Here is a 23,675-nt window from a genome sequence, read left to right on the forward strand (position 1 = left end):
CGGGATGTCACGACCCGGCTGGCGGCTGGCGGCAAAGAGGGATGAGTTGACACCGACAGCACGGCGTCGGTTTATTCGCCGGCTAAAGAAATACTGCAGTTGAACGGTGCCCTGAGAAAACGTCAGCACAGCAGGAGAGAAGGGCGCGCAGCTCTGCCCATGACCCTGCCGGTAGCAGAGTGGGCAGACCGCAGAAACGGCAGGTCAGGGGATCAGCATAGGCGCCAGGCCATGTTTTTCCGCCAGTTGTTTGAGCCTGCCACTGTGCTTCATGTCGCTGACGAACTGATTGATGGCTGCCAGCCAGTTGGGCTGGTCTTTGGCGACGGCGTAGGCGTACTGAAAGCGGGGGCTGCCATCCGGGGCGCGTAGCAGGCTGATCCAGTCATTTTCTTTGATCAGCTGTTTGCCGTAGGGGAAGTCGGTCAGAAAGGCGTCACCGCGTCCGGCTTTCAGCCAGGCCTCACGCTCCTGCGGCTGGGAGACGATGACCAGCTTTGCCTGCTGCAACTGCTGCTTCATCAGATTCTCAAAGTAGGTACCCTGCTGCACGATCACCAGATTGCCGGGCTGGTCCATGTCCTGCCAGTCGGTGATGCGCGAGTTGCGGCTGCGCACGGCGGCATACATGGCGCTGGCCAGATAAGGCTGGCTGAAGTCTGCCTGCTGCTGACGGGCGGGGGTGATGGCAATGCCAAACATGGCGATGTCACAGCGGCCGGTACTGAGATCCTGCGCAAATTCAGCATGGCTGCTGGGGATGAACTGCACATTGACCCCAAGGCGGCTGGCCAATTCATGCGCCAGATCAATATCAATGCCTTCTAGCTCGCCAGTCTTGGGATTGCTATAGCTGATCGAATAATATTGCGGCCAGATGCACGTCCGCAGTTCGTGACGGCTGAGTATGTCGTTTTGGCGATTGTCCGCCATACTGAACGCTGGCAATGTGGCAGCCAGCCCCAGGGCTGAGCTTAAGAGCAGAGTGCAGAGTGGTTTGCTGTGAGCGAGTGCCATGTTGATGTCGCTTCCTTGTGTCCGTTGATACTGTGGGGCTGCCCACGACGGTCATTATTCTAGGGATCAGAGTTTAGTCAGTATTGATATATGTCAGCGATCGAAGAACGTAGTACTACACCTGTTTTAAAAGGCTCCGCCATGCTCAGGCAATGGCTGGTGCTGGGGGTATTTGTCGCCTGCATGCTGATTGCCCTGGTGGTGGTCAGTGGCGCCGCCTTTATGCAGGGACGTCAGCAGACGCTGGACTCTGCCAGACAATATGCCGCCCAGTCAGCCTCACTCACCACCGATGCCATCACCCGCACGCTGGAGCAGGTGCGCTGGTATGCCATGCTGCTGGGGGAAGCGGTTGATGAACATCCCACCGACCAGCAGCTGCAGGCGCACATGGCCGACGTGCTGCAGCAGTTGCCCGCATTGCGCTCCCTGACTCTGGTCGACCCTGACCGGAAGGGGGTCCGCAGTGCGCCTGAGCAGCTGGGTGTCGAAGTTGCACCGGCACTGCTGGAGAGCTGCACCCATACCATCAACGGTCATCAGATGATGGCCGGCAGCCTGCGCCTCGGATCACCGCAACGCGGGCGCTGGCCGGGAGACAAGGCGACATCCTCCTCGTGGTATATCCCCCTCTGTGCCTTGCTGCGCAGCAATCAGGGGCACGAGTACTACATCTACGGTGCTCTGGCCACGGAGTTTTTTGAGGACGTCTTTGCCGGGGTGCAGGCCAGTCAGGGGGGCGATGTTTCGCTGTATTCCTACCGCGGCGAACTGCTGATGACGGTGCCCTTTCATCCGGATAATTTTGCCGCGCGGCTGGAGCAGCGGGCCCGCTCACAGAACCTGCTGGAGCGTAATGCTTACGGTGAGCTGGATATGCCGGGGCAAGCGAGCACCGGCTGGCTGGATCACTGGCTGGGCCGCACCGATATCGGCGTGCTGGCCTACCGTTCACCGACCCAGTATCCACTGGTGCTGGAAGTGAATCTGTCAGCGGATCAGGTATGGAGCAACTGGCGTCAGTCCCGCTCCCGACTGCTGGGGCTGCTGGCTGTGGTGGTGGTGATTCTGGGCTTGCTGGCGCTGTATGTGGCCTTCCACATCGCCTGGCTGATGCGCAGTGAGCAGCGTAACCGTCTGCTCAGTGCCGCTCTGTGCTCAGCCGCCAATGCGGTCTTCATTACCGATACCAGCGGACGCATCATCTGGGTCAACAAGGCCTTCGAGCAGCTGACCGGCTACCGCCGCGAAGACGCACTGCAACAGCAGCCTTCGATTCTTAACTCCGGCAAGCAGAGCGCGGCGTTCTATGAGCGCTTCTGGCGCACCATCAACAGTGGGCAGGTCTGGCAGGGCGAGGTGGTCAACCGCACCCGGGAAGGCAAGCTGATTACCGTCAATCAGACCGTCACGCCACTGCTCGACAAGAGTCAGCAGCCGCAGTACTACGTGGCGATTCATGAGAACGTCACCGAGCAAAAACGCGCTGAGCAGCGTGCGCTGTATCTGTCACGCCATGACACCCTGACCCGTCTGCCCAACCGGCTGTGGTTTATGGAACTGCTGGAGCAGCAGGTTCATGAAGAAACGGCACCGCTGTCTCTGATCTATCTGGATCTGGACCGCTTCAAGGAGCTTAACGACACCCTCGGGCACCCTGCCGGTGATGCACTGCTCATCACTCTGGCCAACCGCTTCCGCGCCATTCTTCCCAGCGGTGATCTGCTGGCCCGTCTGGGGGGCGATGAGTTCGCCTTTATCGTTCACTCCTGTCGCGACGAAAATGAGCTGGCGGTGATGGCGACGCAGATCCTGCAGGTCATTCAGGAACCCTACTTCTGGGAACGTCAGCGTATCAGCATCAGCGCCAGTCTGGGGCTGACCTTCCGTGAGCCGGGTATGCTCAGTGCGCCTTTGGTGCAGGCAGCCGAGCTGGCCATGTATGCCGCCAAGGAAAGCAAGAGTGGCTATGCCTTCTTCGACATCAGCCTCAGCCAGCGGGTCAGACGGCGCAATATGCTGGAGCTGGCGCTGCGCTCGGCGCTGGATCATGACAGCAAGGGGTTGTGGCTGACGCTGCAGCCGCAGGTGGATCTGCAGACTGAACAGATCGTCGGTGCCGAAGTGCTGGTGCGCTGGGATCAGGCCGGGCCGGATGAGTTTGTCCCTCTGGCCGAAGGCAGTGATCTGATCCTGCTGCTGGGTGACTGGATTCTGGAGCAGAGCCTGCGCCATATGCAGGAGCTGGATCAGGCCGGGATTCATCTGCCACGCTTGTCCATCAACCTGTCGGCGGCGCAGCTTGAGCGTCAGGCGGTGGCCGAGCGGGTCCACGAGCTGGTGGTGCGTTATGGTATTGATCCCCGCCGGCTGGAAATGGAAATCACCGAAACCGCACTGATGTCGGCTACCGAGCAGGTGCGTGAGAATATCCGCCAGTTCCGCATGCTGGGTATTGGTCTGGCGCTGGATGACTTCGGCACCGGCTACTCGTCGCTGTCGTTACTGAAAGACTGGCCGGTACAGGTGGTGAAGATTGATACCTCCTTCGTCCGTGCCATCGGTGAGTCGGAAGCGGCTGAAAGTATCATTCGCGGTATTCTGGCCATGGCCCGCAGCATGGGGCTGCAGGTAGTGGCAGAGGGGATTGAGACCGATGAGCAGGCGGCGTTTCTGGTGGCCGAACAGTGCCCGATGGGGCAGGGCTACCGGTATGCCAAGCCGCTGGTTGTGACCCTCTTCATGGAGCGCTGGCAACAGCAGAGCGGCATCACTCAGACGTCTTAACGGCGTGCGGGTCGGGCGCCTCTTTTTGGGGCAGTCTGGCCGCTGCAGGCCAGTGCGGTGCTTCATATTGCATCGTGGCGCCTCATAAGCCGTACCCTGATGCCTCAAACATTGCTCCGTGGTGATTTATAAATTGCGCCGCGGGCAGCGCACTGTTGTAGAGCTTAACGCCATAAAATACAGCAGCTTTCCTGCTCTGGCCTGGGTCTTGCTTGGTTGCAACTTCACAATGAGATATTTCCTCACAGCAGAGGCAGGTAACGGTTAGCACCGATTGCCTGTACGGCTGATGAGACCAACAAAGGCGTTCTCTCCTGCCGGCATTACCGGACGGGAGCGAACGCCTTTTTTGTTGGGCGATATCTGCGAGTTGAGACTGATATAGCTGATTTGCGAAGAGGACTGCACCATGGACAAGATTGAACGTTTCAATCTGGCCTCCTTCAGAGGCAAGATGAAAATCCTGCACCTGAGTTGGATCGCCTTCTTTCTGACCTTCGTGGTGTGGTTCAACCATGCGCCCTTGCTGGAAGCCATTGCATCCAGCCTGGGCCTGAGCAAGGCCGAGGTGAAAACCCTGCTGATCCTTAACGTGGCACTGACCATCCCGGCCCGGGTCATCATCGGCATGCTCACCGACAAGTATGGCCCGCGTCTGAGTTATGCCCTGCTGCTGGCGGTCTCCAGCATTCCCTGCTTCATGTTTGCCCTAGCCGATAACTTTGCTCAGGCGGCTCTCGGTCGCTTCCTGCTGGGCTTTATCGGGGCAGGTTTCGTTATTGGTATCCGTATGGTCAGTGAGTGGTTTCCTGCCCATGAACTTGGCACCGCTGAAGGTATTTACGGTGGCTGGGGCAACTTTGGCTCTGCCGCGGCGGCCATGGTGCTGCCGACGCTGGCACTGCTGTTCGGTGGGGCCGATGGCTGGCGGTATGCGATTGGTATCAGCGGCGCCCTGTGTCTGCTGTTCAGCGTGGTCTGGTATCTGAACGTCACCGATACGCCCAAGGGCTCGACCTATTTCCGTCCGAAGCAAATCGCCGCCATGGAAGTGACCAGTGTGGGTGATCTCTATCTGCTGCTGATCATGAAACTGCCGATGTATGCCGCTCTGGCCCTGCTGACCTGGAAGCTGTCACCGCAGGGGGTCAGCCTGCTGAGTGAAACAGCGGCGGTAATCATCTATGGGGCGCTGGTGGCAATCTATCTGTTCGATGCCTGGAAGGTCTGGCAGGTCAACGCGCATCTGTTCAAGGCCCCGGTGCCCGAGCTGCATCGCTATAAATTCAGGCAGGTGGCGGTACTCAACGTGTTGTACTTTGCTACCTTTGGTTCCGAGCTGGCGGTGGTGTCGATGCTGCCGTTGTTCTTTTCGGAGACTTTCGGTCTTGATCCGGTCAAGGCCGGGCTGGTGGCTTCTGCCTATGCCTTCATGAATCTGATGTCGCGCCCCGGCGGCGGCTGGCTGAGTGACCGTTTTGGCCGCAAGATCACCCTGCTGGTGCTGACACTGGGTCTGGCGCTGGGGTATTTCCTGATGGCCATGATCGACAGCAGCTGGCCGCTGGTGGTGGCGGTGATTGCCGCCATGGCCTGTTCGTTCTTTGTGCAGGCGGGCGAAGGTGCAGTATTTGCCGTCGTACCGCTGATCAAGCGGCGCCTGACCGGACAGATTGCCGGGATGACCGGCGCCTACGGCAATGTAGGTTCGGTGTTCTATCTGACCATTCTGTCAGTCACCAGCTATCAGGTGTTTTTCTCCGTGATTGCCGCCACGGCCTTGCTGGGCTTTGCCGTGCTGCTGATGATGGAAGAGCCCCGTGGCGAAATCGCCGAAGTGGGTGAAGACGGTTCCGTGCAGCTGATTCGCGTCAGCTGAGCCCATGCTGTGAAAGGAGTGCCGCGATGAGCACTGTCAGCGTCCTGCCTTCTGCCGTGTTGTTGCCCTTGCAGGTTCGTTGCGGAGGTTACTCCAGCGCCGGGCTTAAAGCCGAGAATCAGGATGCCTTTGCTCTGCGTATGCCGCAGACCCGTGCCGAGCTGGGTAAAGGCATGGCCGCGCTGATCTGTGACGGTGTCAGCAGCAGTGGCCGCGCCGCGCAGGCCAGTCAGACCTGCGTGACCAGCTTTCTTAATGACTACTTCAGTACCCCTGACGCCTGGGGCGTGAAAAAGTCGGTGGTGCGGGTGCTGGAAGGGCTCAACAGCTGGCTGTACCAGCAGGGGCTGCAGGGGCAGAGCATGCTCACCACCTTGTCACTGCTGGTGATCAGGTCGCAGACGGCCCATGTATTCCACATCGGCGACAGTCGCATCTACCTCTGGCGACGCGGTCAGCTGGAGTGTCTGACCCGCGATCATCTGCAGCGCCAGCAGGGGCGCGATGTGCTTAACCGGGCCATGGGCGGTGATCCGCACCTGCAGATGGATTACCACAGTCTGACGGTGGAGGAGGGCGATGGCTTCGTACTGACGACCGATGGCGTCCATGCTTTTCTGCCCTCATCTGACTGGCCACAAACACTGAATGAAGCGGCAGGCTGTGATCTTGAACCACTGGCCCGGCGGCTGGCAGAACGCGCGCTGCAGGCCGGCAGTGATGATAACCTCAGCTGCCTGTTACTGCAGGTCGAGCAGCTGCCACACGCCGACAGCGAGGAAGCCGAGCGTCAGCTGGCCAGCCTGCCGGTGCCACCGGCATTGCAGGTCGGACACAAACTGGATGGCTATCGGGTGCTGGAAGTGCTGCACGCCAGCCAGCGATCCCATCTCTATCGGGTGGAAGATGAGCGTGACGGGCAGCAATGGGCAATGAAGGTGCCGTCCCGTCACTTCGCCGATGACTTTGCCTATCTGCAGGGCTTTGCCCGGGAAGAGTGGGTCGGGCGCCAGTTCCAGCATGAACAGGTGCTGGCCATGGCTGCCAGTACCCAGCCGCGTACCGGGATGTATTATCTGGCCGAGCTGATCAGTGGCCAGACGCTGCGGCAGTGGATTGATGATCATCCGCAGCCCTCACTGGCGACCGTGCGTCCGTTGCTGGGGCAGATGGTGACCGCGTTGCGCGCATTCCAGCGGCTGGACATGGTGCACTGCGATCTGAAACCGGAGAATCTGATGCTGACCAGCAGCGGCGTCCTCAAGGTGATTGATCTGGGCACCGTGGTTGTCACCGGCCTGCAGGAAGTGGCACCCCCGCAGGCGGAGGCCGTGCCGCAGGGATCGGTGGACTACGTGGCGCCGGAGTATCTGTTTGGTCAGCCAGCCAGCTTTCGTGCCGATCTGTTTTCACTGGCGGTGGTGGTCTATGAAATGCTCACCGGCCAGTTGCCCTATCCCTCACGCAGTCGCGAACAGTTACTGAAAAGCCGCAGCTATGCCGACTGGTGCTATATTCCGCTGGGGCGCTATCGGGCAGATCTGCCGGCCTGGGTGGATGCCTGCCTGCGCAAGGCGCTGCAGCCCAATCCAGCCAGCCGTTATGCGGCATTGTCTGAATTTGAGCAGGATTTCCGCGTCCCCAACCGGGCGCTGGAGGCCAGCACCTTCCGTGCACCCCTGATTGAGCGCCATCCGCTGCGTTTCTGGCAGATCATCAGCGCGATACTGCTGGTCATGCTGCTACTGAGCCTGCTTTCCCGCACCTGAACACACCTTTCCGGTGTCATCCTCCTCTGCTATGCGCAAAGCGGTTGAGCGTTTAGTCCTGCCGCGTCTATCCTAGTCACATTGTTTTTACCGGCGAGCCTCAGGCGATCCCGGTGGATCCTCCCTTTTTCCCTGCCCGACGGAATCCCTGCTGTGAAGAATTGGACTCTGCGTAAACGTATTCTGGCCAGCTTCCTTGTTGTGGTGGCCATCATGCTGCTGATGGTGGTCATTTCTTATAGCCGTATGCTGGCCATCAATCACCGGGTGGATACGGTCAGCAGCAACTCGGTTCCCGGTATGTACTACAGCACCATGATTCGCGGGGCATGGACCGAAAGCTTTCTGCTGGTGCGGGAAGTACGGCCTGAGCTGCCGATGGATCGCGCTACCTTTATCGATAACACGCAGAACCTGAAATCGCTGGTTCAGGAGTATCAGAAAACCATTGATGAGCAGGATGACCGACGCCAGTTTGATGATTTTCTGTCCATTCTGAATGACTACAGCCAGGTACAGAGCCAGGTACTGGCGTTGTTCGACCGTCAGCAGCCTGACCAGGCTAACCTGCTGATTGCTCAGCAATTACGACCACTGTGGCAGAAAGGCCGGGATAACCTGAACAAGATCATTGCCTACAACCGCGAAGTGTCACAAAGCTCGGTCAGCGGTATCGAAAGTGCGGTGGCGACGGCCAATACCACCATGCTGACGCTGATGGTGGTCATGATCGCTGTGGCGCTGCTGTCGGGCTGGAGCCTGATGCGGGCCATCATGAGCCCCATCAATCATGTCCTTGCTGCCTTCCAGCAGATGAAGGAAGGCAACCTCACTGTCCGTCTGCAGCTCAATCGTGAGGATGAGTTCGGCACCATTGAAAAAGGCTTCAATGGCATGGCTGAAGAGCTGATGGTGCTGGTGTCGCAGGCGCAGCGTTCGGCGGTACAGGTGGCTACTGCGGTCAATGAAATTGCGGCCACCTCCAAGCAGCAGCAGGCTACTGCTACTGAAACGGCCGGGACGACCACCGAAATCGGTGCCACTTCGCGGGAGATTGCCGCTACCTCCAAAGAGCTGGTGCTGACCATGAACGAGGTGTCGGTTTCAGCCGAACAGGCCGCGCAGCTGGCGGATTCCGGGCAGCAGGGGCTGGTGCGGATGGAAGACACCATGCATCAGGTGATGAGTGCCTCCGAGCTGGTCAACGCCAAGCTGGCCGTACTCAACGAGAAGGCGGGCAGTATCACTCAGGTGGTGACCACTATCGTCAAGGTCGCCGACCAGACCAACCTGCTTTCGCTCAATGCGGCTATCGAGGCCGAAAAGGCTGGCGAATACGGCAAAGGTTTCGCCGTGGTGGCCACCCAGGTACGCCGACTGGCCGATCAGACGGCGGTCGCCACCTACGATATCGAGCAGATGGTGAGGGAAATCCAGTCCGCGGTATCGGCGGGGGTGATGGGCATGGACAAGTTCTCGGAAGAGGTGCGCCGTGGCATGTATGAAGTGCAGCGTATTGGCGACCAGCTGTCGCAGGTGATCCAGCAGATCCAGGCACTGGCACCGCGCGTCCTGATGGTCAATGAAGGCATGCAGGCACAGGCCACCGGTGCGGAGCAGATCAACGAGGCACTGGTGCAGCTGAGCGAAGCCTCCAACCAGACAGTGGACTCCCTGCGTCAGGCCAGCTTCACCATTGATGAAATGAATCAGGTGGCCAGCGGTCTGCGTAACAGCGTGTCGCGCTTCAAGGTATAAGCACGTGTATGTGACTTGTAGCAGAGTGGTGCAGCACGCTGCCATGCAGGGTGGCCAACAGGGAAACGCTGGCCACCCTATCCGCAAATACCGCAATGAAGAGGCCTGCCGTGAGTGAAGTACAACAGGTTGCCAGCGACAGTAGCGCGCAGCAACGTGGGCTTTTTCTGCTGTTTCAGCTGGGTGATGAACGCTATGCCTGCGATGTCGCCAGTGTCGTCGAGGTGTTGTCGGTACCTGCATTGCGTCCGCTGGCGGGCATGCCTGACTGGGTCGCCGGTATCTTTGTTCATGATGATCAGGTAGTGCCGGTACTGGATCTTTGTGCGCTGACGCTGGGGCGACCGGCCCGGCGCCTGACCAGTACGCGCCTGCTGCTCAGCCGCTATGGTCGTGAAGAGCAACAGGGCTGCGCCGAGATGGCACAGAGCAGTGCGCCATTGTTTGGCGTACTGGTGGAACGGGCGACTGCCACCCTGCGCTGCGGTGTGCACGAATTCAGCCAGCATGGTCTGGAACAGCGCGAAAAGGATTATCTCGGGCCGGTGCGTCGTGACGAGCGTGGTCTGGTGCAACGGGTCAGTATCCAGCGGTTGCTGACGGAAGAGGCTCACAGCCTGCTGTTTCCGGCTGACAAACTGCTGGCCCTGACGCCGTCGGCAGCAGCAGGAGAAACGTCATCGTGATTGCTGATCTGCGCTTTGCTCGCTTCATCAAGGAGCTGATCGGTCTTGATGTCGACTCCATTGGCGCCTCGGTGGTCGAAGGCATCTTGCGCTATCGCCAGCAACAGGCAGGACAGGCCGATCTGGAAGCCTACTGGCAACTGCTGCAACGCTCGACTGAAGAGGTTAAGGCGCTGGTGGACGCCCTGCTGGTGCCGGAGACCTGGTTCTTCCGCTATGGCGAGTCATTCACCGCACTGTCACGTCTGGTCTGGCAGCGGCTGGGTAAACAGCCCAGGCGTCCGCAGCGCATCCTCAGCCTGCCCTGTTCCTCCGGTGAGGAGCCGTACTCCATTGTGATGGCACTGCTCGATGCCGGTATCGCTGCTGAGCGCTTTCAGGTGGAAGCGATGGATATCAGCGAGATTCAGTTGCAGCGGGCGAGACTGGGGCTTTATAGCCGCAACTCCTTTCGTGGTCAGCATCTGAGCTTTCGTCAGCGCTATTTCAGTGAAACGGCGGCGGGTTATCAGCTGCAACCGCAGGTGCTGGCGCAGGTCAGCTTTCGTCAGGGCAACATCATCGACAGCGCTGCGACGATGAACAGTGCCAGCTATGACATTATTTTTTGCCGCAACTTGCTGATTTACTTCGACAGAGCCACTCAGGAACAGGTGTTGTCCCGCCTGATGGCGATGCTCAGTGACGACGGGCTGCTGTTTTCCGGGCCAGCAGAAACCAGCGTAGTGACCGCGATGGGGCTGAAGCCGCTTGGTCTGCCACTGGCCTTTGTTTTTGCCCGCAGCCAGCCTGAACCACAGACTGCTGAAAGCCGTGCCCGCACAGTCAGCGCGCTGACAGGGGGGGCCGTCAACGTCGCAGTGCCGAATGGCGATGATGGGGTAAAACGCCTGCGCAGCTGGCCGGGAGGGCATGGCGGGAGCCACGGCGACAGTACACCTGCAGACGCTGCAAAACAGGGCAAGGAGCGGAGTGTTGTCAGACGCCCTGTAGCGGCGGTGCCGGGTCACACTATTCAACACCCACCTCACGACGCCTCGCTGGCAAATGACACGCACAGCGAACTGGAACTGCAGCTACAACAGGTGCGTCAGCTGGCAGATCAGGGACAAACCGGTCGGGCGCTGGTGCTGTGCCGGCAGTTGCACCAGCAGCATGCCGAACAGCCTCAGGTACTGTACTGGCTGGGATTACTGGCAGAAAGTGGCGGTGATCGTCTGGCGGCACAGTCCTGGTATCGGAAAGTGCTGTATCTGCAACCTCGTCATACCGAGGCGCTGGGGCAACTGGCCGCTCTGCTGGAGGCCGAGGGCGAACACGTGGCGGCCAGCCGTTTGCGGGCAAGGATGATGGAGACTCATCATGGTTGAGCGTCTGGAGCATTTGCTCTCCAGCGAAGTACAGATCGACGACTGCTGGAATCGTATCGGTGTGCGCGGTGACCGCACCTGCGCCCGGCTGGCGGAGCATATCCATTGCCATAACTGCCCGGTCTATGCTGAAGCGGCGGTGCAGTTGCTGGACCGTTACGATCTGCAGGGGCTGACGGAGGGCAGTGACCTGCTTACGGCTGGCGCAGAGGAGAGCGACGACAGCAGCAGCGGTACGTCGGTGCTGGTATTCCGTCTGGGGGATGAGTGGCTGGCGTTGCCCACGGTGACGCTGGCGACGGTATTACCTCCTCTGCCGGTGCACAGCCTGCCGCACCGGCGTTCGCAGGCGATTGAGGGCATCGTCAATGTCGATGGCTCGCTGCTTGTCAGCATGTCGTTGCCGCTGTTGCTGGAGTTGCCGCGTCGCAGTGGCGCCAGGGCACCTCTGCGGCCCCGTCTGCTGGTGGTCGGTAACGAAGAAGGTAAGGTCGCCTTCGCGGTGGATGAAGTGCTGGGTGTACAGCGCCTGAACCTGAGTGATGATCGTGCCGACAAGGCGGTCAGCCCCTGTACCCGAGCCATTGTCCGCTGGCGCCAGTACAGCCTGCGCCTGCTCGACAGTGATGCGTTGCTGCGGGTCGTGGCGCGCAATATGACGTAGCCGCTGTCCACTATCGGCTGCAAGTGGGGCACTCCGCGTTGTTGAGGCAAAGCCAACGCAGATACGGTGACCGCGACGCTGAATGAATTTACCTTTGCCTTGTCATGGCCGGGCTGTTGAACCCGGACCCTTTGAAGGAAGAGCGCATAACTGATGCTTGATCCGATCATGCTGGAGCTGTTTCGCCAGGAAGCTGAAACACAGACGGCGGTTTTGACTGATGGCTTGCTGGCATTGGAGCGCAATCCGCAACAGGCCGACCTGCTGGAGTCTTGCATGCGTGCAGCGCACTCGCTCAAGGGGGCTGCCCGTATTGTTGATCTGCCGCTTGGAGTGGAGGTAGCCCATGTCATGGAAGACTGTCTGGTCGCTGCGCAGGAAAACAGGCTGCTACTGGGAGCTGAGCATATTGATCAGCTGCTACAGGGCACCGATGTGCTGCTGCGTCTGGCGCAACCCGATACCGATCCGCACGCCCTGAGCACGCAGGCAGAAAAGGTGCAGCAGGGGCTGCAGCGATTGCTGGCGGCTGATTCAGCTGCTGGCACTGCGGTGCCGGCACTGCTTGAGCCTGTGCTGGTCGAGCCGAGCCTTGACGACATCAGCCACAGCCTGCTGCTGTCTGCCGAGCCTGCTAATGCAAGCGCTATCGCAGCAGAGATACCGGCAGCGTCGCCAGAGCAGTCGGACGTGTCGACGCGTGCCAGCAAGTCCGCTACAGCAGACCGCGCTCTGCGCGTATCTGCCGAGCAGCTCAATATCGTGCTGGATCTGGCCAGTCGGACGCTGGTGCGCTCCCATACCCTGATCCCGCGTATCGATGGTATGCAGCGGCTGAAGCGCCAGTTTGGCGCGCTGGAGCGCGCTCTGGCCAACCTGCTTAATGACAGTCAGGAAACAGGTAGCGTGGCATCACTGGCCTCCCAGCTGGAAGAGACGCTGACGCATCTGCGTGACAGTCAGACCCGGCTGCATGAGAGCCTGGGCTGGCTGGATGATTTTGCCTGGGACAATGAGCTGTGTGTGCAGCGCCTGTACGATACCGTGCTGGCCTGTCGCATGCGTCCATTCAGTGATGTGCTGGCCGGTCAGGCCCGCATGGTGCGTGATCTGGCCCGCTCGCTGGGCAAACAGGCCGAGTTGCAGCTGATCGGTGGCCAGACGCAGGTTGATCGCGACATTCTCGAACTGCTTGAAGCTCCGCTGACCCATCTGTTGCGCAATGCCGTAGATCACGGTGTCGAAGTCGGGGAGGTGCGACGTCAGCGTGGCAAGGAAGAGTGTGGCCTGATTCGCCTGCATGCCCGTCATCATTCCGGCATGCTGGTGGTCGAGGTCAGTGATGACGGCCAGGGTGTCGATCTGGAAATCCTGCGCCGGCAGATTGTCGAGCGGGGTTTTACCAAGTCGGAAACGGCGGCAAGGCTGACAGAGGCGGAGTTGCTGGAGTTTTTGTTCCTGCCCGGCTTCAGCATGAAGCGTCAGGTCAGCGAGGTGTCCGGCCGCGGCGTGGGGCTGGATGCGGTTCAGCATCAGGTGCGTCAGCTGCGCGGTATGGTGCGGGTGAGGCAACAACCGGGAAAGGGGACTACCTTTCATCTGGAGGTGCCGCTGACGCTGTCCGTGGTGCGCTGTCTGATGGTGGACATCGGCGATGAACGGTATGCCCTGCCGCTGGCCCATATCGACCGCATGCTGCAGGTCAGTGCCGGGCAAATAGTGCAGCTGGAAGGGCATCAGCATTGTCTGGTGGATGGTCAGCATATCAGCCTTATCTCCGCCCGACAGATCCTTGGCTATGCTGAAAACAACGAACATGCTGAGGAATTACCCGTGGTGCTGATTGGCGACAGCAGCAGTCCCTACGGTGTAGTGGTCGACAGATTTATTGGCGAGTCGACGCTGGTGACGGTGCCTCTTGATGCGCGGCTGGGCAAATTACCGCATATCTATGCAGGGGCCGTATCGGAAGACGGCGCACCGCTGCTGATTCTGGATGTGGAGGACATGCTGCGTGCGGCGACCAAACTGATCAGCAGCGGTCGACTGGAGTTTATCGGCCAGAGTGAGGGCGAGCGTCAGCAGCGCAAACGGGTGCTGGTCGTCGATGACTCCCTCACGGTTCGTGAGCTTGAGCGCAAGCTGCTGCTCAATCAGGGCTATGACGTTGCCGTGGCGGTAGACGGTATGGATGGCTGGAATGCCCTGCGTTCCGAGCACTTCGATCTGTTGCTGACAGACATTGATATGCCGCGCATGGACGGCATTGAGCTGGTGACGCTGGTACGGGGCGACCATCGCCTGCAGCGGTTGCCGGTGATGATGGTGTCTTATAAGGATCGTGAAGAGGATCGTCGTCGTGGGCTGGACGCAGGCGCAGATTACTATCTGGCCAAGGCTAATTTCCACGATGATGCCTTGCTGGATGCGGTGAAGATGCTGATCGGGGCACCCTAAACAGGCCTCTGTTCATGCGGGTATCCGTCATCATCCGGTAAATGGAGCGTAAAAGCGTTGCTGGCGGCGAGGGTGTGGCCGCTCCGACCGTTATCATGCGGCCTTTGCCCTTGATGATGCGGTGAACAGAGTGGCAGCATGCGGTCCGTTATAGTCCCTTGGGACGAGTGACCGACGCGCAGCAGATCGTTAACACGCTCACAGGAGAGAGCAAGGGTGAGAGTAGCCATCGTCAATGATTCGCCTCTGGCGCAGGAGGTACTGCGCCGTGTGCTGCTGACAGCTCCGGGGTATCAGCTTGCCTGGCAGGCCGTCAATGGTGCCGAGGCGGTAAAGCGCTGTGCTGACGATGTGCCGGATGTGATCCTGATGGACCTGCTGATGCCGGTGATGGATGGTGTTGAAGCCACCCGGCAGATCATGGCCAATAGCCCTTGTGCGATCCTGATCGTTACCTCCGATGTGGACCGGCATATGAGCCGGGTGTTCAGCGCCATGGGTTATGGTGCGCTGGACGCGGTGAATACTCCGATGCTGAATGGCAGCGGGCTTTCCTCGGCCGATCAGCTGGACAGTACGGCGTTACTGCGAAAAATTCATAATATCCGCTGGTTGACGGCGGTCAGCGGCAGCAAGGACAGCAAACCGGGAAATGGTCAGGGTGAGCCAGCGCAGGTCACCCAGTTGGTCGCTTTGGGCGCCTCTGCAGGCGGGCCGGCGGCACTGGCCGAGTTGTTGCAGCGGTTGCCGGGTGACTTCCCGGCGGCACTGGTACTGGTTCAGCATGTGGATGAAGTGTTTGCTGCTGGCATGGCTGAGTGGCTGACTTCGCAGTCGAATATACCTGTCCGGCTGGCCAGAGAAGGTGACAGCCCGGTGGCGGGGCAGTTGCTGATGGCCGGAACCTCTGATCACTTGCGCCTGTCTACCGAGGGACGGTTGTACTACACCGCTGAGCCGATGAGCCATGTTTACCGGCCATCGATTGATGTGTTTTTTACCAGCGTGGCACAATACTGGTCCGGCAGTGCGGTCGGTGTGCTGTTGACCGGTATGGGGCGTGATGGCGCACAGGGTTTGAAGGCCATGCGTAACCGGGGCTTCATCACACTGGCGCAGGATGAAGCCAGTTCTGCGGTGTATGGCATGCCCAAGGCTGCGGCAGCCATGGATGCCGCGAGTGAAATTCTGCCGCTGCAGCGCATGGCGGAACGCCTGAGCGCTGTATTTTTCTGATGGATGCGGGCAGGGAATGCGGTAAGGTTTTTGTTGTCCAGGCTGTGCGGCTCGGATTAATTGGGTAAAACGCTAATGACTGACGTATTTGAACACGAAGATGAGCTGATCACGGTGGATCAGCCGGTAATGGTGCTGTTAGTGGATGATCAGGCCATCATTGCCGAAGCGGTACGACGGGCACTGGCGACCGAGTTCAATATCGATCTGCATTTCTGCTCTAACGCTGAACATGCCATCGATCAGGCGATCGAGATCAAACCGACTGTCATCTTGCAGGATCTGGTCATGCCATCACTGGATGGCCTGTCACTGGTCAGGGCGTACCGGGCGCACCCCGCGACCCGCGATATTCCCATCATCGTGCTGTCCACCAAGGAAGAGCCGAAAATCAAGAGTGCCGCCTTTGCTGCCGGTGCCAATGATTATCTGGTCAAGCTGCCTGACGCCATCGAGCTGATTGCCCGTATTCGTTACCATTCACGCTCCTATCAGGCCCTGCAGCAGCGTGACGAGGCGTACCGTGCCCTGCGTCAGAGTCAGCAGCAGCTGCTGGAAACCAATCTGGTGCTGCAGCGCTTAACCCATTCTGATGGTCTGACAGCGTTGTCCAATCGTCGCCATTTTGATGATCATCTCGAAGGCGAATGGCGCCGTGCTCATCGCGACCAGACCTCCCTGTCGTTACTGATGATCGATATCGACTACTTCAAGCGATTCAATGACCAGTTCGGGCATATTGCCGGCGATGAAGCGCTGCAGCGGGTGGCTAACTGCATTGGTGAGAGCTGCAGCCGCCCCCATGATCTGGCTGCACGCTATGGCGGTGAGGAATTTGCGCTGATTCTGCCTTCTACCTCGGTGGCCGGAGTGAAGCTGATTGCAGAAAAAGTCAGGCGGCAGGTGGAAAAAATGGCGATCCCCCATGTGGCACCGAACGAAAACTCTGTTGTTACTGTCAGTATTGGCGCATCCTCCATTGTTCCCAAAGATGCGCGTCCGGCGCGTTTGCTGGTGGCTCTCGCTGACAGAGCCCTTTATGAGGCGAAGACCAGCGGTAAAAACCAGGTGGTGTTCCGTAATCAGGACAACCTTGAGGATGGAGCTATGGACCCAGGTAGTTTCATCTGATCAGGCAGGCCGGGCTTTGCCTGATCGAGCTGGAAGGAGTGTGAATGCGCCTGTTTCGTTGCCAGAGTTGCCAGCAAACGGTTTTTTTTGAAAATACCCACTGTGAACACTGCCGCGCACACCTGGGCTTTATCGCCGAGCATATAGAAATGACCGCTTTCAGTGCGGAGACTGATGAGGAGGCTGAATGCTGGCGTGATCAGATCCCCCATAGCGAGCGTATGTGGCGCTATTGCGGCAATCATGCCTATCAGGTCTGCAACTGGTTGGTCCCCGCTGACAGCGACTCAACACTGTGTGAGGCCTGTCGTCTCAATCGCACTATCCCTGATCTGGGTGATGCTGAAAGGCTGAACGGCTGGCGTGCAATAGAAATGGCCAAACACCGGCTGGTGTACGCACTGCTGCGTCTGAGGCTGCCGTTGCTGAGCAAACACGAAGACAGTGAGCGTGGCCTGGCCTTTGATTTTCTGGCAGATGCTGCTCCTGCTTTTCGTGAAGGACCGGGCGTACAGACCGGCCATGTACAGGGGGTGATTACCCTCAATATTGCCGAGGCTGATCCGGTAGCAAGGGAGGCCATGCGGCAGGACATGGCAGAACCCTATCGTACCCTGCTCGGGCATGTGCGCCATGAAAGTGGTCACTATTACTGGGACCGGCTGGTTGCCAACAGCCAGTGGCTGGCGCCGTTTCGCGCACTATTCGGGGATGAGCAGCAGGACTACGCCCAGGCATTACAGCAACATTATCAGCAAGGCGCCCCACTGGACTGGCAGCAGCGTCATATCAGTGCTTATGCCAGCATGCACCCCTGGGAGGACTGGGCTGAAACCTGGGCTCACTATCTGCACATGGTGGATACGCTGGAAACGGCGTATGCCTTTGGGCTGACGATTAGCCCAGGGGCAAAGCCACAGGCGGAGCCTGACGCGGAAGTGGAGTGTGATCCCTATCGTCAGACAGATTTCGACACCCTGTTTGAGGCATGGTTACCGCTGACCTTTGCCGTAAACAGCCTTAATCGCAGTATGGGGCAGCCTGATCTCTATCCCTTCGTCATTTCTCCCTTAGTCGCCTCTAAAATGGACTTTGTCCACCGTGTTATCGCCGCCTCGGCTGTGCTTACAAAGGCGGTCTAGCCGAAGTAAGAAAGCGAAACGGACTCCATGGGAGTCCGTCTCTAACTGCAGGCGGCAGGTGCTTAGTCCTGCACGATAAAGCTCGGCATCAGCAGGTTGGTGATGTAGGCCTCTCCTTCTTCGTTGTTCAGTACATCCTGAGCGGTCTTCAACGCTTCCTGACGCAGTTTCTCCCGCCCTTCGACGGTTTTCATGTCCTCATCGGTCTGACGGCTGAACAGCAGCACCAGATCGTTGCGGATCTGCGCCGCGTGATATTTGACTAAAAAGGCACCCTGATCGGAACTTACCCGGAAACTGATGGTCGCTTTAATGTACTTCAAATGGGGTCCGGGTTTACCGAAGTTGACGACCAGCGGATCATCGAACTCGACATAGAAGGCCTGGGGAGCCGCAGGCTTCTCTTCTTCAGAGGACCAGGCCTGAGGCAGTGCCAGCAAACAGCAGAGCAACAGCAGCAGGCGAGAGAGAGGGTGGCGTAGGGTCGTCATGGTATGGGTGTCCTGACCAGTGTCGCAGGAAGTACAAAGCATCTGGCGATTACTATAAACGCACCGCTCCGGCTTCTCCAGTTTCAACCGGGCTTGCGCCAGCTTGTCAGCAGGTGGGTGAATAGCTAGTGTGGGCGGCAGTTTGCAGTAACGGCATGGGGCACAGTGTAAACAGCTGATGTTCAGGATTTAAGCGCTTTTATACGAAAAGAGGTTGGCAAGGAATGGTAGTGGGTGATCGTGTCGTCAATGGTGTAGTCGCCGCAGGATGTGCAGCGATGCTGGCAACAGCCTTCTATATTGAAAACTTCATGGGGCTGGAGCCCTGCCCGTTGTGCCTGATGCAGCGTCTGGTATTTGCCGCAATCGGTCTTGTGTGTTTGCTCGGTTGTTTGCATAACCCGGGTCGTGGCGGGCAGCGTGGTTATGCTGGTGTGATGCTGCTGATTGCCCTGGCCGGAATCGGTCTGGCCTGGCGTCAGCTCTGGCTGCAGAGCCTGCCTCCAGAGGAAGTGCCTGCGTGCGGGCCGGGTATCTATTACATGCTGGATCGTTTCCCCCTTGGTGATGTACTGGCCAGCATGATCAAAGGTACAGGTGATTGCGCCGAGGTACAGTTGTTTCTCGGAGTCAGTATTCCGGTATGGTCGCTGCTGGCCTTTATTGGCTGTGCTGCCATCGCACTTTTCCAGATGTTCAGGCGTCGCGCCTGAACTGCAGTGGCTCTTTGTATCCCCTGCGGCGCGTCTTCATTTAGGTAATTTATGACAGGATTGCCCCAGCTGATACGTTGGCAGTTGCAGTACAACTTGGTAGAGTGCTGTAAGCGTAAGTACAAGGGGCCTTGCTATGTTGGAAAAATGTGAGTCAGCCAAGGAGCGTTGGGGTGGAGTCAGCGACCTGATCGACGCCTGGTTGCAGGATCGTCAGGAAGTGCTGGTAGCCTACTTCAACTGTTCGCGGCGCGACCACGACAAGAGCCTGCATGCTCGTGTGCAGAAGTTGTGCTCATGGCTGGTCGATTATGCGTCCAAAGGCCATTTCGAGATCTATGAATTGCTGCTGCAAGAGGCAGAGCAGTTCAATGATGGCGGACTTGAGCTGGCTGCCACGCTGATGCCCAAGGTGGAGTCCACCACCCAGATTTTGCTCGACTTCAATGATGACTTCAGCAGTGAAGATGACATGACTCTGGCACAGGAAGAGGGCCTGCCTGATCGCCTGTCGGAGTTGGGTGAAGTGCTGGAAGAGCGCTTTGGCCTGGAAGATCAGCTGATCGAACTGCTGCACTTCATTCATCGCGATCGTATCGCCGACGAAGTGGTGTAAAGTCAGTCCTTCCTTACCCTGCCGCTGCTGACTGGTATGGGTAAGGAGGTTCTAATGGCGTCGATGATGTACACCACCTCTATTTGTATAAATATCCCTCTGCGTTTCTCGTCTCTTTTCCCTGATCTTCATTTCTTATCCATGGCTTGCTGACGGCGTTTGCTGTTTGTGCCATCACATTGCAGATCATCATGTCGCAGGAGAGTGGGCTGCGCCCGGCGAAGCCGATACGCAGCGTAGGTGTCAGCTGAGGAAAGCGGGAGGGTTGTCGGTGATGATCGCATCCATGCCCCAGGCCCAGTGTTTGGCCACTAATTCTGGTTCATTGGCGGTATAGCAATAGAGCTGATAGCCCGCGCTCTTGATCGCCTTGGCCTGCTTGTAGCTCAGCTGGCTGTAGTCACAGTGCAGACTGTAAGCGTTGATAGCCCGCAGTTCGCTCTCCCAGTTGGCAGGAATACCTTCATACAGCTGGCCAAGAGGGTAACGACATTGCAGTGCTCTGCAGCGCAGCAACGCGCCGTGATTGAAACTGGAAATGACCAGCATCTCGGGTTCTTGCCAGTATTTGTTCAGCAGTGCCAGTGTAGGGTCGACAATCCGGGGATAATCACTGCCTTCGTATTTGATCTCCAGATTCAGACCCATGCCCAGGCTCTGGATCAGCTGTACCGCATCCAGCAGGGAGGGGATACGCTCCTGACTGAAGATCGGGTCGAACCAGCTGCCTGCATCCAGGCTTTTAAGATAGTCCCAGCTGGCTTCTTCGAGCAGCCCTTTGCCGTTGCTGCAGCGTTCCAGAGTGTCATCGTGGAAAATCACCAGTGAGCCATCATTGGTGACAGATACATCAATCTCTACCCAGGTGGCGCCGGTTTCAAAGGCCTTGCGAATAGAGGCCAGGGTATTCTCCGGGGCCAGGCTGGCTGCACCGCGGTGGCCGATGACACGCACATCTTGCATTCTTTCATTCCTTCGGCTGCGACGGCAGCGCTCAATGTTTGGCTTCCAGGAACGTGTTTACTTTCCGTCGTGGCCAGTCAGATCATATGAAAAGTGGTCTGGCTGGCCAGGGGCTGATCGTAACCCGTCCTAAATTCGCTGTTGGGTGTTGATATCAAACAGATGCCACTGTTGCTGTGGCGCACGCAGGTAAAGCATCTGGTCAATGGCGGGTGTGAACGGTCCGGGTGCCCGTACTACAAGCAGTTCGCTGCGCCCTGCGGTATGGCCATAGATCAGACTCTCTGCACCAAGCGCCTCAACGGCTTTCACTTGCAGAGCAAAGTCGGCATCGCTCTCGCTACAGGGCTGCAGATGCTCGGGGCGAATCCCCCAGATCACTGCGCCTCGTACCTTCGTGTCAGCAGCCTGCAGGCTTACCTGTTCCGTCAGCTGCAGACCCTGATCGGTGATGGAAACAGGTAGCAGGTTCATTGAAGGGGAGCCGATAAACTCGGCGACGAAAGTGGTCGCTGGGCGCTCATACAATTCCAGTGGGCTGCCAATCTGTTCGGCATGACCCTTATTTAATACGACGAGCCGGTCAGCCAGGGTCATGGCTTCCACCTGATCGTGGGTCACGTACAGGGTGGTTGTACCAAGTTGGCGTTGCAACTGGCGTATTTCAACCCGCATCTGTACGCGCAACTTGGCATCCAGGTTGGACAGTGGCTCATCGAACAGAAATGCCTGAGGATGGCGAACCATAGCGCGGCCCATGGCCACACGTTGACGCTGACCCCCCGATAGCTGCTTGGGCTTGCGTTCAAGCAGGTCGGTCAGCCCAAGCAGGCGGGCGCTGTCCGACACCTTGCGCTGGATTTCGTCTTTACTGGCACCGCGATTACGCAGTCCGTAAGCCATGTTATCGAACACGGTCATATGGGGGTACAGCGCATAGTTCTGGAACACCATGGCAATATCGCGCTCTGCGGGTTCCTTTTCGTTCATGCGCTGGTTGTTGATCAGGAGTTCACCACTGCTGATGCTTTCCAGCCCCGCCACCATGCGTAGCAACGTAGACTTGCCACAGCCCGACGGGCCTACCAGTACAATAAACTCACCATCGGCAATATGCAGATCAATGGCAGGGATAGCCTGGTAGCCGTTGGGGTAGGTCTTGCCGACCTGATTCAGTATTACTTCAGCCATGAGGACTTATTTCTCCGTATCAACCAGGCCTTTGACAAACAGCTTCTGCATACCGACTACCACCAGTACTGGTGGCAGCATGGCCAGAATGGTGGTTGCCATAATGCTATTCCAGGCAATATCTCCTTCCGCCACGGACACCATACGTTTGATGCTCATCACCAGGGTGTAGTAATGATCATCTGTCGTGATCAGCAGCGGCCAGAGATACTGGTTCCAACCGTAGATAAACAGGATGACAAACAAGGCCGCGATATTGGTGCGTGACAGCGGCAACAGGATGTCTTTAAAGAAGCGCCAGGGGCCGGCACCGTCGATGCGGGCGGCTTCCACCAGCTCACCGGGAATGGTGAGAAAGCACTGCCGAAACAGGAAAGTCGCAGTGGCACTGGCAATCAGCGGCAGGGCGAGGCCGGTATAGCTGTTGAGCAGACTGAGATCGGCAACCACCTTATAGGTGGGGACGATACGTACCTCCACCGGCAGCATCAGGGTCATGAAGATGATCCAGAAACACAGCATGCGCAGCGGAAAGCGGAAGAATACGATGGCATAGGCTGACAGGATGGAGATTGCTATCTTGCCCAGTGCGATGGCCAGTGCCATGACCAGCGAGTTGATCATCATCAGCCATACCGGTACATCCACACCGTTACCGGCGGCACTGAAAAGCACTTTCTTCCAGGTAATCCAGCCCTGGTCTCCAAACCACAACGGGATAACCCCCTGCTTGAACGCTTCTGCAGGGTGGGTTGAGGCGACCAGCGCGACCCAGATGGGGAGCGCGACAGCAATAATGCCGAGAATCAGGATGCAGTGACTGAACAGAGTCAGCCAGGGGCGACGTTCTATCATCAGTACTGGACCTTACGTTCGATATAGCGGAATTGGATGACCGTCATCACTCCGACAATCATCATCAGAATGACCGATTGCGCCGATGAGCTGCCAAGATCAAGGCCGATAAAGCCATCGTCGTACACCTTGTACACCAGTATCTTGGTGCTCTGGCCGGGGCCGCCGCTGGTGGTGGCATCGATGATGCCGAAGGTGTCGAAGAAGGCGTAGACCAGATTGACTACCAGTAGGAAGAAGGTGGTAGGGGAGAGCAGTGGGAACACCACGGTCCAGAAACGCTTGAACGGGCTGGCACCGTCAATGGCCGCTGCTTCAATCAGCGAACGTGGAATAGCTTGCAGTCCGGCCAGGAAAAACAGGAAGTTATAGCTAATCTGCTTCCAGGTGGCGGCAATGACAACCAGAGTCATGGCCTGATTACCATTGAGAAAATGGTTCCAGTTGATGCCTATGGACTTCAGCCAGACGGCAATCGGTCCGGTGGAGGGATCAAACATAACCCACCACAGCACCCCGGCCAGAGCAGGGGCGACGGCATAAGGCCAGATCAGCAGCGTTTTGTAGATGATTTGCCCTCGCATAACCCGGTCAGCCATAACAGCCAGCAGCAGCGCCAGCGCAATGCCGACAAACGCTACGGCAAAGCTGAAAAACAGGGTAGTGCCGATCGAAGCGTAATAAAGGGGGTCTTGCAGCAGGTGGCTGAAGTTTTCCAGACCAACAAATTCGCTGCTCAAGCCAAAGGCATCCTCCTGATAGAAGGCCTGCTTGACTGCCTGCCCTGCAGGCCAGAGGAAGAATATGGCGGTTACCAGTAGCTGCGGTAGTAACAGCAGCCAGGGGAGGGTTCGTTGCGGGAAAGTTACGGTCATGGGTGCTGACTCACTTCCGTAAGGCACGGCATCAGAACACTGACACGCCCCGAAGACAGGGCGGTCAGTATTCTC

19 protein-coding genes are annotated in these 23,675 nt (G+C 58.2%); 13 read left to right on the forward strand and 6 right to left on the reverse strand.

Annotated features, from left to right (window positions below):
• Positions 1 to 204: 204 nt before the first annotated feature.
• Positions 205 to 1,017, reverse strand: a complete 813-nt coding sequence (locus QCD60_RS15810) for an ABC transporter substrate-binding protein (RefSeq protein WP_279786919.1) — start codon at positions 1,015 to 1,017, stop codon at positions 205 to 207.
• Between the two features lie 90 nt (positions 1,018 to 1,107).
• Between QCD60_RS15810 and QCD60_RS15815 the strand changes: the two genes are divergently transcribed.
• From QCD60_RS15815 to QCD60_RS15865, 11 genes are all read left to right on the forward strand, one after another.
• Positions 1,108 to 3,804 carry an EAL domain-containing protein gene (locus QCD60_RS15815; RefSeq protein ID WP_279786921.1) on the forward strand — a complete coding sequence of 899 codons (2,697 nt, stop codon included), beginning with the start codon at positions 1,108 to 1,110 and terminating at the stop codon, positions 3,802 to 3,804.
• 409 nt (positions 3,805 to 4,213) lie between these two features.
• Positions 4,214 to 5,683, forward strand: coding sequence for a NarK family nitrate/nitrite MFS transporter (locus QCD60_RS15820; RefSeq protein WP_279786923.1), 1,470 nt, complete (start codon positions 4,214 to 4,216; stop codon positions 5,681 to 5,683).
• A 26-nt stretch (positions 5,684 to 5,709) separates the two neighbouring features.
• Positions 5,710 to 7,452: a bifunctional protein-serine/threonine kinase/phosphatase gene (locus QCD60_RS15825; protein ID WP_279786925.1), complete on the forward strand. Its 1,743-nt coding sequence runs from the start codon at positions 5,710 to 5,712 to the stop codon at positions 7,450 to 7,452.
• 153 nt (positions 7,453 to 7,605) lie between these two features.
• Positions 7,606 to 9,210: a methyl-accepting chemotaxis protein gene (locus tag QCD60_RS15830; RefSeq protein WP_279786927.1), complete on the forward strand. Its 1,605-nt coding sequence runs from the start codon at positions 7,606 to 7,608 to the stop codon at positions 9,208 to 9,210.
• Positions 9,211 to 9,320: 110 nt separating this feature from the next.
• The gene (locus QCD60_RS15835) at positions 9,321 to 9,896 is read left to right on the forward strand and encodes a chemotaxis protein CheW (protein WP_279786929.1); all 576 of its coding nucleotides are present in this window, start codon (positions 9,321 to 9,323) and stop codon (positions 9,894 to 9,896) included.
• Positions 9,893 to 11,266 carry a CheR family methyltransferase gene (locus QCD60_RS15840; RefSeq protein WP_279786931.1) on the forward strand — a complete coding sequence of 458 codons (1,374 nt, stop codon included), beginning with the start codon at positions 9,893 to 9,895 and terminating at the stop codon, positions 11,264 to 11,266. The genes QCD60_RS15835 and QCD60_RS15840 overlap by 4 nt, the downstream gene beginning before the upstream one ends.
• The gene (locus tag QCD60_RS15845) at positions 11,259 to 11,930 is read left to right on the forward strand and encodes a chemotaxis protein CheW (protein WP_279786933.1); all 672 of its coding nucleotides are present in this window, start codon (positions 11,259 to 11,261) and stop codon (positions 11,928 to 11,930) included. The genes QCD60_RS15840 and QCD60_RS15845 overlap by 8 nt, the downstream gene beginning before the upstream one ends.
• A 153-nt stretch (positions 11,931 to 12,083) precedes the next feature.
• On the forward strand, positions 12,084 to 14,387 hold the full coding sequence (locus QCD60_RS15850; RefSeq protein ID WP_279786935.1) for a hybrid sensor histidine kinase/response regulator: 2,304 nt from the start codon (positions 12,084 to 12,086) through the stop codon (positions 14,385 to 14,387).
• 216 nt (positions 14,388 to 14,603) lie between these two features.
• A complete protein-coding gene (locus QCD60_RS15855; protein ID WP_279786937.1) occupies positions 14,604 to 15,623 on the forward strand; it encodes a chemotaxis response regulator protein-glutamate methylesterase in 1,020 nt (339 codons plus the stop codon).
• Between the two features lie 75 nt (positions 15,624 to 15,698).
• Positions 15,699 to 16,754 carry a diguanylate cyclase gene (locus QCD60_RS15860; protein ID WP_279786939.1) on the forward strand — a complete coding sequence of 352 codons (1,056 nt, stop codon included), beginning with the start codon at positions 15,699 to 15,701 and terminating at the stop codon, positions 16,752 to 16,754.
• A 44-nt stretch (positions 16,755 to 16,798) separates the two neighbouring features.
• Positions 16,799 to 17,896 (forward strand): putative zinc-binding peptidase, encoded by a 1,098-nt coding sequence (locus tag QCD60_RS15865; RefSeq protein ID WP_279786941.1) that lies wholly within the window; start codon positions 16,799 to 16,801, stop codon positions 17,894 to 17,896.
• 62 nt (positions 17,897 to 17,958) lie between these two features.
• Here the strand turns inward: QCD60_RS15865 and QCD60_RS15870 are convergent, their stop codons facing one another.
• The gene (locus QCD60_RS15870; RefSeq protein WP_279786943.1) at positions 17,959 to 18,387 is read right to left on the reverse strand and encodes a flagellar basal body-associated FliL family protein; all 429 of its coding nucleotides are present in this window, start codon (positions 18,385 to 18,387) and stop codon (positions 17,959 to 17,961) included.
• A gap of 230 nt (positions 18,388 to 18,617) precedes the next feature.
• On the opposite strand from QCD60_RS15870, the gene QCD60_RS15875 reads away from it, so the two are divergent.
• Entirely contained in the window at positions 18,618 to 19,100 is a 483-nt protein-coding gene (locus tag QCD60_RS15875) for a disulfide bond formation protein B (RefSeq protein WP_279786945.1), read from the forward strand.
• Between the two features lie 136 nt (positions 19,101 to 19,236).
• On the forward strand, positions 19,237 to 19,716 hold the full coding sequence (rsd, locus tag QCD60_RS15880) for a sigma D regulator (protein ID WP_104155673.1): 480 nt from the start codon (positions 19,237 to 19,239) through the stop codon (positions 19,714 to 19,716).
• A 243-nt stretch (positions 19,717 to 19,959) separates the two neighbouring features.
• On the opposite strand, the gene QCD60_RS15885 is transcribed toward rsd, so the two are convergent.
• The 4 genes from QCD60_RS15885 to ugpA all read right to left on the reverse strand — a co-directional run bounded on the left by QCD60_RS15885 (position 19,960) and on the right by ugpA (position 23,600).
• Complete coding sequence (locus QCD60_RS15885) at positions 19,960 to 20,679, reverse strand: glycerophosphoryl diester phosphodiesterase (RefSeq protein ID WP_279786947.1); 720 nt, start codon at positions 20,677 to 20,679, stop codon at positions 19,960 to 19,962.
• Between the two features lie 129 nt (positions 20,680 to 20,808).
• A complete protein-coding gene (locus QCD60_RS15890; protein ID WP_279786949.1) occupies positions 20,809 to 21,870 on the reverse strand; it encodes a sn-glycerol-3-phosphate import ATP-binding protein UgpC in 1,062 nt (353 codons plus the stop codon).
• Positions 21,871 to 21,876: 6 nt separating this feature from the next.
• Entirely contained in the window at positions 21,877 to 22,725 is an 849-nt protein-coding gene (ugpE, locus tag QCD60_RS15895) for a sn-glycerol-3-phosphate ABC transporter permease UgpE (RefSeq protein ID WP_104155676.1), read from the reverse strand.
• Positions 22,725 to 23,600 carry a sn-glycerol-3-phosphate ABC transporter permease UgpA gene (gene ugpA, locus QCD60_RS15900; RefSeq protein WP_279786951.1) on the reverse strand — a complete coding sequence of 292 codons (876 nt, stop codon included), beginning with the start codon at positions 23,598 to 23,600 and terminating at the stop codon, positions 22,725 to 22,727. Before ugpA ends, ugpE begins: the two co-directional genes overlap by 1 nt.
• Positions 23,601 to 23,675 lie beyond the last annotated feature (75 nt).

The organism is Pokkaliibacter sp. MBI-7 (genome assembly GCF_029846635.1).
Classification (GTDB): domain Bacteria; phylum Pseudomonadota; class Gammaproteobacteria; order Pseudomonadales; family Balneatricaceae; genus Pokkaliibacter.

Excerpts from the sequence above, each read along its gene's own strand:
- QCD60_RS15810 (WP_279786919.1), bottom strand. The coding sequence starts at position 1,017 with ATGGCACTCGCTCACAGCAAACCACTCTGCACTCTGCTCTTAAGCTCA.
- QCD60_RS15815 (WP_279786921.1), top strand. The coding sequence starts at position 1,108 with ATGTCAGCGATCGAAGAACGTAGTACTACACCTGTTTTAAAAGGCTCC.
- QCD60_RS15820 (WP_279786923.1), top strand. The coding sequence starts at position 4,214 with ATGGACAAGATTGAACGTTTCAATCTGGCCTCCTTCAGAGGCAAGATG.
- QCD60_RS15825 (WP_279786925.1), top strand. The coding sequence starts at position 5,710 with ATGAGCACTGTCAGCGTCCTGCCTTCTGCCGTGTTGTTGCCCTTGCAG.
- QCD60_RS15845 (WP_279786933.1), top strand. The coding sequence starts at position 11,259 with ATGGTTGAGCGTCTGGAGCATTTGCTCTCCAGCGAAGTACAGATCGAC.
- QCD60_RS15850 (WP_279786935.1), top strand. The coding sequence starts at position 12,084 with ATGCTTGATCCGATCATGCTGGAGCTGTTTCGCCAGGAAGCTGAAACA.
- QCD60_RS15860 (WP_279786939.1), top strand. The coding sequence starts at position 15,699 with ATGACTGACGTATTTGAACACGAAGATGAGCTGATCACGGTGGATCAG.
- QCD60_RS15865 (WP_279786941.1), top strand. The coding sequence starts at position 16,799 with ATGCGCCTGTTTCGTTGCCAGAGTTGCCAGCAAACGGTTTTTTTTGAA.
- QCD60_RS15870 (WP_279786943.1), bottom strand. The coding sequence starts at position 18,387 with ATGACGACCCTACGCCACCCTCTCTCTCGCCTGCTGCTGTTGCTCTGC.
- rsd (WP_104155673.1), top strand. The coding sequence starts at position 19,237 with ATGTTGGAAAAATGTGAGTCAGCCAAGGAGCGTTGGGGTGGAGTCAGC.
- QCD60_RS15885 (WP_279786947.1), bottom strand. The coding sequence starts at position 20,679 with ATGCAAGATGTGCGTGTCATCGGCCACCGCGGTGCAGCCAGCCTGGCC.
- QCD60_RS15890 (WP_279786949.1), bottom strand. The coding sequence starts at position 21,870 with ATGGCTGAAGTAATACTGAATCAGGTCGGCAAGACCTACCCCAACGGC.
- ugpE (WP_104155676.1), bottom strand. The coding sequence starts at position 22,725 with ATGATAGAACGTCGCCCCTGGCTGACTCTGTTCAGTCACTGCATCCTG.
- ugpA (WP_279786951.1), bottom strand. The coding sequence starts at position 23,600 with ATGACCGTAACTTTCCCGCAACGAACCCTCCCCTGGCTGCTGTTACTA.